We start from the raw sequence: 10542 nt of genomic DNA, 5'->3' as shown, positions 1-10542 counted from the left end.
GCTCTGCGTCCACCTGTGACGCGGAGCGTCACGGGATTCATTCCCACGCAGAGCATCGGAACGATCGGGCGTGCACATTCACAGCGCAAAAAAAGGGGACGCCGCTGGCGTCCCCTTTTTTCGTTGCGTTCGCAGATCAGAACGCTGGCACTACCGCGCCTTTGTACTTCTCGACGATGAACGCTTTCACTTCCGGGCTGTGCAGTGCAGCCGCCAGTTTCTTCATCGCTTCGCTGTCCTTGTCGTCCGGGCGGGCAACGAGGATGTTCACGTAAGGCGAGTCGCTGCCTTCGATGACCAGTGCGTCTTTGGACGGGTCGAGTTTGGCTTCCAGCGCGTAGTTGGTGTTGATCAGGGCCAGGTCGACCTGGGTCAGCACGCGCGGGATGGTGGCGGCTTCCAGTTCACGGAACTTGAGGTTCTTCGGGTTGGCGGTGATGTCCTTGACGGTCGACAGGATGTTGTTCGCATCCTTCAACTGGATCACGCCAGCCTTGGCCAGCAGCAACAGCGCACGGCCGCCGTTGGTGGCGTCGTTCGGGATAACGACGGTGGCGGTGCTTGGCAGCTCTTCCAGTGTTTTGTACTTGCTGGAGTAAACGCCCAGCGGCTCCAGGTGCACGCCGGCTACCGACACCAGGTGGGTGCCCTTGGCCTTGTTGAATTCATCGAGGTACGGCTGGTGCTGGAAGAAGTTGGCGTCCAGGCGTTTTTCCGCAACCTGTACGTTTGGCTGGATGTAGTCGGTGAAGACTTTGACCTTGAGGTCGACGCCTTCTTTGGCCAGAGCCGGTTTAACGAATTCGAGGATTTCCGCGTGCGGGACTGGCGTTGCGGCGACCGTCAGGGTGTCAGCAGCGTGGGCGGAAAACGCGGCAACGGCAGCGAAGGCGACGAGTAGTTTTTTCATTCAGCTAACTCCATGTGAGGCGCCCGTTTGGCGCCTGCCAGCGAATGGCCGGCTCATGTCTTACTTACGGGAAAAGTGGACGACCAGTTTGTCGCCGACGGTTTGCAGTATTTGCACCAGTACCAGCAGCAACACCACGGTGACGACCATCACGTCAGTCTGGAAACGCTGGTAACCGAAGCGGATCGCCAGGTCGCCCAAACCACCGGCACCGACCACACCGGCCATGGCCGTGTAGGACACCAGTGTAATGGCTGTCACCGTAATCGCGGCGTAGATGCCCGGGCGGGCTTCCGGCAGCAAGGCGTTGGTGATGATCTGCCGCGTGGTCGCGCCCATGGCCTGTGTTGCTTCGATGATGCCGCGATCCACTTCACGCAGGGCGGTTTCCACCAGTCGCGCGAAGAACGGCGTGGCGCCCACCACCAGCGGCGGAATCGCGCCGGCAACCCCGAGCGAGGTGCCGGTGATCAGCACCGTGAACGGGATCATGACGATCAACAGAATAATGAACGGCAGCGAACGCAGGATGTTCACCACCAGCGACAGCATGGCGTACACGCCTTTGGCTTCGAGCAACTGGCGCGGGCTGCAGAGGAACAGCAACACGCCCAGTGGCAGGCCGAGCAGTACGGTGAACAACAGCGAACCGCCGAGCATCAGCAGGGTGTCACCGGTGGCCAGCCAGATTTCGAACCAGTCGATATTGGCGAAGAAACTTGTCAGGGCTTCCATTAGCGCAGCACCTCCATGTGGACGTCGGCGGCGGTGAAGCGGGCGAAGGCCGCTTCCATGTCACCACCGGTCACGGCCAGGGTCAGTTGCCCGTAAGGGATATCTTTGATGCGGTCGATGCGACCGGCGAGGATGCTGTAGTCCACACCCGTTTCGCGGGCGACGGTACCCAGCAGCGGCGCGTAGGTCGCTTCGCCCTGGAAGGTCAGACGCACGATGCGGCCCGGCACGTGAGCGAAGTCGTCACGTTGCTCGCTTTCATCGATGTGCTCGTCTTCCTGTACGAAGCGCTTGGTGGTCGGATGCTTGGGATGCAGGAACACATCGGCCACCGAGCCTTGCTCGACGATCACGCCTGCGTCCATCACGCCGACCTGGTCGCAGACCCGCCGGATCACGTCCATCTCATGGGTGATCAGGACGATGGTCAGTTTCAGTTCGCGATTGATCTCGGCCAGCAATTGCAGGACCGACGCCGTGGTCTGCGGGTCGAGGGCGCTGGTGGCTTCATCGCACAGCAGGATTTTGGGCTTGGTCGCCAGGGCGCGGGCAATGCCGACACGCTGCTTCTGGCCGCCAGACAATTGCGCCGGGTACTTTTTGGCGTGGTCGGACAGACCAACCCGCGCCAGCAACTCAGCCACTCGCCGGTCGATTTCGCTACGCGACAGTTCACCGGCCAGCGTCAGCGGCATGGCGACGTTGTCGGCCACGGTCTTGGATGCCAGCAGGTTGAAGTGCTGGAAAATCATCCCGACTTGCTGTCGGAAACGGCGCAGGCCATTGGCGTCCAGCGCGGTGACTTCTTCGCCGTCGACAAATATCTTGCCGCCACTGGCGCTTTCCAGGCGATTGATCAGACGCAGCAGGGTACTTTTTCCCGCACCGGAATGGCCAATCAGGCCGAAAACCTGACCGTTCTCAATCGTCAGACTGGTCGGATGCAGGGCGGGGATATCCTTACCGGCGACGCGGTAGGTTTTATGGACGTTTTGAAACTCGATCACGTAGCGAACCTTGTGGGGCGCGTTGGAAAAGGGTCAGCGGTTAGCCGGGCGCGCATTTTAGCCTGTCCGTATAGAGGTTCTTAGCATTTATTTCGCATTCATCCAGCCATTTGGCAATAACGCGATCAAAGGTCAGATAAAAGGAACGGCTAAAAACCCCGTCAGTCACTACTTAGGCAACTCGAAAATACCCCGAGGAGATATGCCTGATGAGTACCAAGAAGCCTGCCGCGACCAAGAGCGCGATGGCCGGGACTGATACCCTGGACCGCAACAACAGCAATGCCAAACTCGACAGCCTGGAAAACTTCCGCTCTGACGCCACCGGCCAGGCCTTGCGCACCAATCAAGGCGTGAAAGTCGCGGACAATCAGAACACCCTGAAGGTCGGCGCCCGCGGACCTTCCCTGCTGGAAGACTTCATCATGCGTGAGAAAATCACGCACTTTGACCATGAGCGCATACCCGAGCGCATCGTTCACGCTCGCGGCACCGGCGCCCATGGCTACTTTCAGTCCTACGAAAACCATAGCGTACTGACCAAAGCCGGATTTTTGCAGGATCCCGGCAAGCAGACCCCGGTATTCGTGCGTTTTTCCACGGTACAAGGCCCACGCGGGTCAGGCGATACGGTTCGCGACGTACGAGGTTTCGCGGTGAAGTTCTTCACCGACGAAGGCAACTACGACCTGGTGGGCAATAACATGCCGGTGTTTTTCATCCAGGACGCCATCAAGTTTCCCGATTTCGTACACGCGGTGAAACCCGAGCCGCACAATGAAATCCCAACCGGCGGCTCGGCCCATGACACGTTTTGGGACTTCGTTTCGTTGCAACCGGAATCGGCGCACATGGTGATGTGGGCGATGTCCGATCGGGCGATTCCGAAAAGTCTGCGCAGCATGCAGGGCTTCGGTGTCCATACCTTCCGTTTCATCAATGCCGAAGGAAAATCGCGCTTCGTCAAATTCCACTGGCGCCCCACCGCCGGTACCTGCTCGCTGGTATGGGATGAAGCGCAGAAACTTGCCGGTAAAGATACCGACTACCACCGTCGGGATCTCTGGGAAGCCATCGAGATGGGCGACTACCCGGAATGGGAACTGGGGGTACAAGTGGTAGAAGAAGAAAACGAGCACGACTTCGACTTCGACATTCTCGACCCGACCAAGATCATTCCCGAAGAAATCGTGCCGATCACGCCGCTGGGCAAGATGGTGCTTAACCGCAACCCGGACAATTTCTTCGCCGAAGTCGAACAGGTTGCGTTCTGCCCGGGGCATATCGTGCCGGGCATCGACTTTTCCAACGACCCACTGCTGCAAGGTCGGTTGTTTTCCTACACCGACACGCAGATCAGCCGACTCGGCGGACCGAACTTTCATGAGATCCCGATCAACCGTCCGGTAGCACCGTTCCACAACGGTCAGCGGGATGCGCTGCATCGAACCACCATCGATAAGGGGCGTGCGGCTTACGAACCGAATTCCATCGACGGCGGCTGGCCGAAGGAAACCCCGCCTGCCGCGCAGGATGGCGGCTTCGAGAGCTATCAGGAACGCATCGACGCCAACAAGATTCGCCAGCGCAGCGAATCATTCAGTGACCATTTTTCCCAGGCACGCCTGTTTTTCCACAGCATGAGCAAGCACGAACAGGAACACATCATTGCGGCGTACAGCTTTGAGCTGGGCAAGGTCGAACGGGAATTCATCCGTGCCCGTGAGGTGAACGAGATTCTGGCCAATATCGATCTGGAACTGGCCAAGCGCGTGGCGCAAAACCTTGGCTTGCCGGCCCCGACGGCTGGAACGGTGGAGGTGCCGAAAACCTCTCTGGAGCGCTCGCCTGCGTTGAGCCAGGCCAACTTGCTGCCCGGGGATATCAAAACCCGCAAAGTGGCGATCCTTGCAGCCGATGGCGTGGACGGCGCCGCGATTGATGCCATGAAGAAAGCGCTGGAAGCTGAAGGCGCTCACGCCAAGCTGCTGGGGCCGACCTCGGCGCCGGTAAAAACCGCTGACGGCAAGGCGTTGCCAGTGGATGCATCCATGGAAGGTTTGCCTTCAGTGGCATTCGACGCGGTGTTTGTGCCCGGTGGCGCGGCGTCGATCAAGGCGCTGAGTGCCGATGGCGTGGCGCTGCATTACGTGCTGGAGGCTTATAAGCACCTGAAGGCGATTGCGCTGCACGGTGAGGCGAAGCAGTTGTTGGATGTGTTGAAGCTGGAGGCTGATGCGGGTTTGATCGTCGGGGCGGATGCCAAACTGTTCAAGGCGTTTTTTGCTGCGATCGGTCAGCATCGGGTGTGGGGCAGGGAGCCCAAGGCCAAGGCGATTCCGGCCTGAGGTTCTGTTTCGTTTGAGCGCGCGCCTTCGCGGGTACATACGGTAATGCTGTTCACTTAAGGACGAACCTATTCCCGTGGCGAGGGAGCTTGTCGGATCGCCGCACCGTCCCGCTGGGCTGCGCAGCAGACCCTTTTTGGGCCGCTTCGCGCCCCAGCGGGACGGTGCGGCGATCCGACAAGCTCCCTCGCCACAGGATGTAATGTTCTCTCAAGTGAACAGCATTACGCTCCTACAGGGTTCATTGAAACATTGTAGGAGCTAGGCTTGCCCGCGAGCTTTTCAAGATTTACGAGGGCTAAGTACCATTTGCGCCGGTACGCTGCGCAAAATCTGCCGCTCCAGCTTCAGGTCGAATTGCGGGTCGAGCTTTTTCACGCGTTTGGTCAGCAGGTTTGCCAACCACGGGTAATCATCGGTACGCGGCGCCTGAATGCTCACATCGCACTGGTAATTCACAACATCGGCGGCGATGGCGTCCAGTTGACGACGCAGTTTGCCCATATCGTTGATATTTAGCGCTACCGTGGTGCTTTCGGCCGTTGGGTCGATGACTTTGGCTTTGGGCATGGCTTCCGCGGCTTTGAGTGCTGCTTCGGCTTTTTCCAGTTCCGCTTTGCGGGCCTCAGCGATAGGGCCGTTGACGCCACCGGTCAACGCTGGTGCCTTGGGCATCAACGCACGGGCACGGGCCAGGGCCGTAGCGGCCGCATTTACGTCACCTTTTTGCAGCACGATCTGGCTACGTAGCAAGTAGGCTTCGGCCAGTTGCCGTTGGTATTGCTCAAGGGATTGATCATTGGGCGACTCGGCCTGCAAGGCTGCCAATTGACCTTCGGCCGTGGCCAGCTCACTGCTGGCCAGGCTTTGCTCAAGCTGTGCAATGGCCGTGGCCCGCGCATCCGGGACCTCGGTGGCCGTCGGTGGCGTGCTTTGGCAGGCGCCCAGCAGCAAGGAAAATGCGACAAGGAGCAGATAACGGGCGGCGAACGACTTCATTCCTGCGACTCTCTATTTGCGCAAAAAACGAGCAAGTCTACACCCCTCGACGGGGCAGAACAAAACTCAGCAGAAACAGTGCGGCGGCCGTCACAACAATCGACGGACCGGCCGGGGTGTCCTTGAACCAGGACAGCGCCAGCCCGCCACACACGGCGAGTATGCCCAACAGGCTCGCGCCCAGTGCCATCTGTTCCGGAGAGCGGGCGTGACGTTGTGCCGCAGCCGCCGGAATGATCAGCAACGAAGTAATCAGCAATACGCCGACGATTTTCATCGCCACGGCAATCACCACGGCGATCAGCAACATCAGCGCCATGCGTAAACCCGCCACGGGCAAACCTTCGACCCTTGCCAGCTCCTCATGCACCGTAATCGCCAGCAATGGCCGCCACAAGGTAACCAGCAAGGCCAGCACGGCCGCGCTGCCGCCGAGAATCCAGGCCAGATCGGTCGGGCTGATCGCCAGCAAGTCGCCGAACAGATAGGCCATCAGGTCGATCCGCACTTCGTGCATGAAGCTTAGTACCACCAATCCCAAAGAGAGGGTGCTCGGTGCGAGAATTCCCAAAAGTGTGTCGGACGCCAGCGGCTGGCGCTGTTGCAAGGTCACCAGTAACACCGCCAACAGCAAGCAGCCTACGGTCACGGCGACAGTCGGGCTGACATCCAGCAGGAAACCCAGCGCAACGCCCAGCAACGCCGCGTGTGACAAGGTGTCACCGAAATAGGCCATGCGCCGCCAGACTACAAAGGAGCCCAACGGACCCGCGACTACAGCCAGAGCCAAACCTGCAAGCAGGGCGTAGAGCAGAAAATCAGCCATGCTTGCAGCTATCTCCGTGAACATGGTTATGGCCCGACCCGGGCGCCTTGACGACCGAGCCGTGCAGATCGTGGGCGTGGTCATGATGGTGGTGATAAATCGCCAGACTCTGTGCGTTTTTGCCGAAAAGCTCGACGAATGCCGGATCGCCACTGACCTGTTCAGGGTGGCCGGAGCAGCAGACGTGGCGATTGAGGCACACCACCTGATCGGTAGTGCTCATGACCAGATGCAGATCGTGAGACACCATCAACACACCGCAGCCGTGACGGTCACGCAGACGGGTAATCAGGCTGTAGAGCTCGGCCTGGCCAGCGACGTCGACCCCTTGCACCGGCTCGTCGAGCACCAGCAGTTGCGGCTCACGCAACAGCGCGCGAGCCAGCAAGACACGCTGCATCTCACCGCCGGAAACACTTTGCACCGGGCTGTCGATCACTTGTTCGGCGCCGACTTCCTTGAGCGCGGCCAGGGCCATCGCGCGGTCCACACCCGGCACCAGGCGCAAGAAGCGCAGCACGGAAAGCGGCAGGGTCGGATCGACATGGAGTTTTTGCGGCATGTAGCCCACCCGCAGTTTCGGCTTGCGCCAGACGCTGCCGCTGTCGGGTTTCAACAAGCCAAGCACGGCACGCACCAGCGTGGTCTTGCCCGCGCCGTTGGGACCGATCAGGGTGACGATCTGGCCTGGCTCGACGCTCAGCTCGATATTGTCCAGCACCGATTGCCCGGCAAACGTAACGGCAACCTGTTCGAGTCGGATCAGCGCGTTGCTCATCAAGCCCCCTGGCAACCCGAACAGAGACCGATCACTTCGACAGTCTGGCCCTCAACGACGAACCCGACATCCTCGGCGCTGGCGATAATCGCGTCGCTGATGGATTTCTGTTCGAGCTCAATGGCGGCGTGGCATTCACGGCAGATCAGGAACTGACCCTGATGCGCGTGCTCCGGATGATTGCAGCCGATGAAGGCGTTGAGGGATGAGATGCGGTGAACGAGGCCGTTTTCCAGCAGGAAATCCAGTGCGCGGTACACGGTTGGCGGCGCGGCACGGCGGCCATCTTGTTCGCTGAGCACCGCGAGGATGTCATAGGCACCCAATGGCTTGTGGCTTTGCCAAACCAGCTCCAGCACCCGCCGCCGCAACGCCGTCAGGCGCAGGCCCTGACGTGCGCACAAAGCATCGGCCTCAGACAGAGCGCTATGCACGCAATGAGAGTGGTCGTGGGGACGGCTGGCAATCGGTGTTTTAGGCATGAGCGGCGACGAGGTTTGTGAGAGACGTTATTATGTTACCCGTTCTCGCCTCTTTGAGTGGTCATCGTGTCCCGAATTTTTTCTATCTTTGTCGCATTTATCGCCAGTTTTCTGCTGATGGGTTCAGCACAAGCCGAGGTCAAAGTCCTCACCAGCATCAAGCCGCTGCAACTGATCGCCGCTGCCGTGCAGGACGGCGTGGCGATTCCGGAAGTGCTGCTGCCGCCAGGCGCCTCGCCGCATAACTATGCCTTGCGACCTTCCGACGTACGGAAGGTGCAGTCGGTCGATCTGCTGTACTGGATCGGTCCGGACATGGAAAGTTTCCTGCCGCGAGTACTCAATGGTCGTACTTTGCCTAGCGTTTCCGTTCAGGTTTTGCCAGGGATGAAGCTCCGCCATTTCGCCGAAGATAACCACTCACACGCCGAAGAAGCCGACGAACATGATCATGATCATCGCCCGGGCAGCCTCGACGCGCACTTGTGGCTGTCGCCGATCAATGCCCGAGTCATCGCCACCAAAATGGCGGCTGACCTGAGTGCCGCCGACCCTGCCAATGCAGCGCGCTATCAGAGCAACCTCAAGGCGTTCGATGAGCGTCTGGATGCGCTCGACGTGCGGCTGAAGAAACGCCTGGCAGGCATTGAAGGCAAACCTTACTTCGTGTTTCACGAGGCTTTTGACTACTTCGAAGACGCCTACGGCCTTAAGCACGCGGGCGTATTCAGCGTTGCCGCGGAAGTACAGCCCGGCGCCCAGCACGTAGCGGCGATGCGTGCGCGGTTGCAGGAAGTCGGCAAGACCTGCGTCTTCAGCGAGCCGCCGCTGCGCCCGCGCCTGGCCGAAACCCTGGTAGCGGGCCTGCCGGTGAAATTGGCGGAGCTGGATGCGTTGGGCGGTTACACACCCGCGACGGCTCAAGGTTATGAGCAAGTGCTGGAGAAGTTGGGGAATGATTTGGCGGGGTGCCTGGAGTCGCTTTAATTAATGCAATAACCCTGTGGCGAGGGAGCTTGCTCCCGCTGGACTGCGCGGCAGGCCCCAAGAAGGGGTCGCTTCGCAACCCAGCGGGAGCAAGCTCCCTCGCCACAATTTAAAGAGCGAAAGGCAACGGTGTATTGACCGTCTGCCGCTGTGCCAGGCGCAATTGAAACTCCATCGGGTCGTGAATCAACACGTCCTGCCCGGCGAACGATTCGGCCGCGATCAGGCGCGACAACCAGAACCGCACGCACGCCACCCGCAACAGGGTCGGCCACAACTCGGCTTCGGCCGCCGTGAACGGACGCAGTGCGGCGTAAGCGCCCAACAGCGCTCGCGCTCGCGCTCCGTCGATCAGACCATCGTCATCGGAACACCAGTCGTTCAAGGCAATCGCCACGTCGTAGAGCATCGGCCCCGAACACGCGTTGTAGAAGTCGATCAGCCCGGTCAGGTGCGTGCCCTCGAACATCGCGTTGTCGCGGAACAGGTCGGCGTGGATGTTGGCGCGAGGCAGCGCCAGAATTTTCTCTTTCTGCCGGGTGATTTCTTCCAGCGCCCGCTGCAACAGTTCCTTTTGCTCGGCATTCACGTGCGAAAGGAATTGCGTGCCCTCCTCCAGCATCCAGTCCAGGCCACGATCGGTCTTGCGCTTGATCATGTTTGCAGCTTGGGTGGCCAGGTGCAGATGCGCCAGTAACTCGCCCACTTGCGCGCAATGTTGCGCGTTGGCCTGCTTGATGTGCTTGCCGGCCAGGCGCGGTTGCAACAATGCAGGCTTGCCAGCCAGCTCACGCAACGCCACGCCGTCCGTGGTGCGGATGGCGTATGGCACCGGCAGATCGGCTTGGTGCAACACGTCGAGCAGCTCGATGAAGAACGGCATTTCTTGCACCGGGCCACGCTCGACCAGGGTCAGGACAAACTCGCCCTGCTCCAGGCTGATAAAAAAATTGGTGTTTTCGCTACCGGCGGCAATCCCCTGGAAATCAAGCAGGCGGCCGAGGCCATAAGGGGCGAGAAAAGCTTCCAGCTCAGGCCGAGCCAGGGGGGTGAACACAGACATGTTTAAGCTGCCAGTACGGGCGCTGGTGGGCGCCAATTGAAATTAAGAAACTACTTCCACTCGAAGATCTTCCACGACGGAATCAGCATATCGGGCTGATCCGAGCGGATAAAGTTACCGTCCGATCCATCGGCGCGCACCAGAAAGTACGGTTTTCCGCCCTTCGGCGTGACCTGAATGGCATACAGGAAGCCATTCTGGCGGTATTCCTTGATCGTGTTGTCGCCTTCCGTGCGGATGGTTACATCCGGTTCCGGCGATGGCGCATCGTCCGCCGCCATAACAGCCAATGGAGTGATTGCAAACAAGCCAGCCAGCAACAGGCGATTTAGTGTGCGCATGATAACCTTGTCCCTTTGTCGTCAACGGTCCCGCTATTCTAGCGCCGGACCCGCCGAAAAGGTTGA

General features: G+C 59.8%; 11 protein-coding genes. 2 read left to right on the top strand and 9 right to left on the bottom strand.

Annotated features, from left to right (window positions below):
* Positions 1-136: 136 nt before the first annotated feature.
* Genes D8U73_RS03920 through D8U73_RS03910 form a run of 3 tightly spaced genes read right to left on the bottom strand, consistent with a single transcriptional unit; the run spans position 137 to position 2652 of the window.
* Positions 137-910, bottom strand: a complete 774-nt coding sequence (locus D8U73_RS03920) for a MetQ/NlpA family ABC transporter substrate-binding protein (protein WP_056854200.1) — start codon at positions 908-910, stop codon at positions 137-139.
* 60 nt (positions 911-970) lie between these two features.
* Positions 971-1645: a methionine ABC transporter permease gene (locus tag D8U73_RS03915; RefSeq protein WP_056854201.1), complete on the bottom strand. Its 675-nt coding sequence runs from the start codon at positions 1643-1645 to the stop codon at positions 971-973.
* Positions 1645-2652 (bottom strand): methionine ABC transporter ATP-binding protein, encoded by a 1008-nt coding sequence (locus D8U73_RS03910; RefSeq protein ID WP_130903782.1) that lies wholly within the window; start codon positions 2650-2652, stop codon positions 1645-1647. The genes D8U73_RS03915 and D8U73_RS03910 overlap by 1 nt, the downstream gene beginning before the upstream one ends.
* Before the next feature lie 209 nt (positions 2653-2861).
* Here D8U73_RS03910 and katE point away from each other — a divergent pair, with 209 nt between their 5' ends.
* On the top strand, positions 2862-5000 hold the full coding sequence (gene katE, locus D8U73_RS03905; RefSeq protein WP_130903781.1) for a catalase HPII: 2139 nt from the start codon (positions 2862-2864) through the stop codon (positions 4998-5000).
* Between the two features lie 282 nt (positions 5001-5282).
* Here katE and D8U73_RS03900 read toward each other — a convergent pair whose 3' ends face one another.
* The 4 genes from D8U73_RS03900 to zur are packed head-to-tail and all read right to left on the bottom strand — an operon-like array spanning position 5283 to position 8085.
* The gene (locus D8U73_RS03900) at positions 5283-5999 is read right to left on the bottom strand and encodes a PA5502 family lipoprotein (RefSeq protein ID WP_056854204.1); all 717 of its coding nucleotides are present in this window, start codon (positions 5997-5999) and stop codon (positions 5283-5285) included.
* Positions 6000-6036: 37 nt separating this feature from the next.
* A complete protein-coding gene (gene znuB / locus D8U73_RS03895; RefSeq protein ID WP_056854205.1) occupies positions 6037-6825 on the bottom strand; it encodes a zinc ABC transporter permease subunit ZnuB in 789 nt (262 codons plus the stop codon).
* Positions 6818-7603 (bottom strand): zinc ABC transporter ATP-binding protein ZnuC, encoded by a 786-nt coding sequence (gene znuC, locus D8U73_RS03890; protein ID WP_130903780.1) that lies wholly within the window; start codon positions 7601-7603, stop codon positions 6818-6820. Before znuC ends, znuB begins: the two co-directional genes overlap by 8 nt.
* The gene (gene zur / locus D8U73_RS03885) at positions 7603-8085 is read right to left on the bottom strand and encodes a zinc uptake transcriptional repressor Zur (protein ID WP_056854207.1); all 483 of its coding nucleotides are present in this window, start codon (positions 8083-8085) and stop codon (positions 7603-7605) included. Before zur ends, znuC begins: the two co-directional genes overlap by 1 nt.
* 66 nt (positions 8086-8151) lie before the next feature.
* On the opposite strand from zur, the gene D8U73_RS03880 reads away from it, so the two are divergent.
* A complete protein-coding gene (locus tag D8U73_RS03880) occupies positions 8152-9072 on the top strand; it encodes a zinc ABC transporter substrate-binding protein (RefSeq protein ID WP_130903779.1) in 921 nt (306 codons plus the stop codon).
* A gap of 109 nt (positions 9073-9181) precedes the next feature.
* On the opposite strand, the gene D8U73_RS03875 is transcribed toward D8U73_RS03880, so the two are convergent.
* Complete coding sequence (locus tag D8U73_RS03875; protein WP_056854209.1) at positions 9182-10135, bottom strand: homoserine kinase; 954 nt, start codon at positions 10133-10135, stop codon at positions 9182-9184.
* Between the two features lie 50 nt (positions 10136-10185).
* A complete protein-coding gene (locus D8U73_RS03870) occupies positions 10186-10476 on the bottom strand; it encodes a DUF2782 domain-containing protein (protein WP_015092908.1) in 291 nt (96 codons plus the stop codon).
* Positions 10477-10542: the final 66 nt, after the last annotated feature.

Origin of the sequence: Pseudomonas sp. Sample_22 (assembly GCF_004307635.1) — a bacterium.
Lineage (GTDB): Bacteria > Pseudomonadota > Gammaproteobacteria > Pseudomonadales > Pseudomonadaceae > Aquipseudomonas.
The sequence above is the reverse complement of the archived record's forward strand: the minus strand, read 5'-3'. Positions and strand labels throughout refer to the sequence as shown.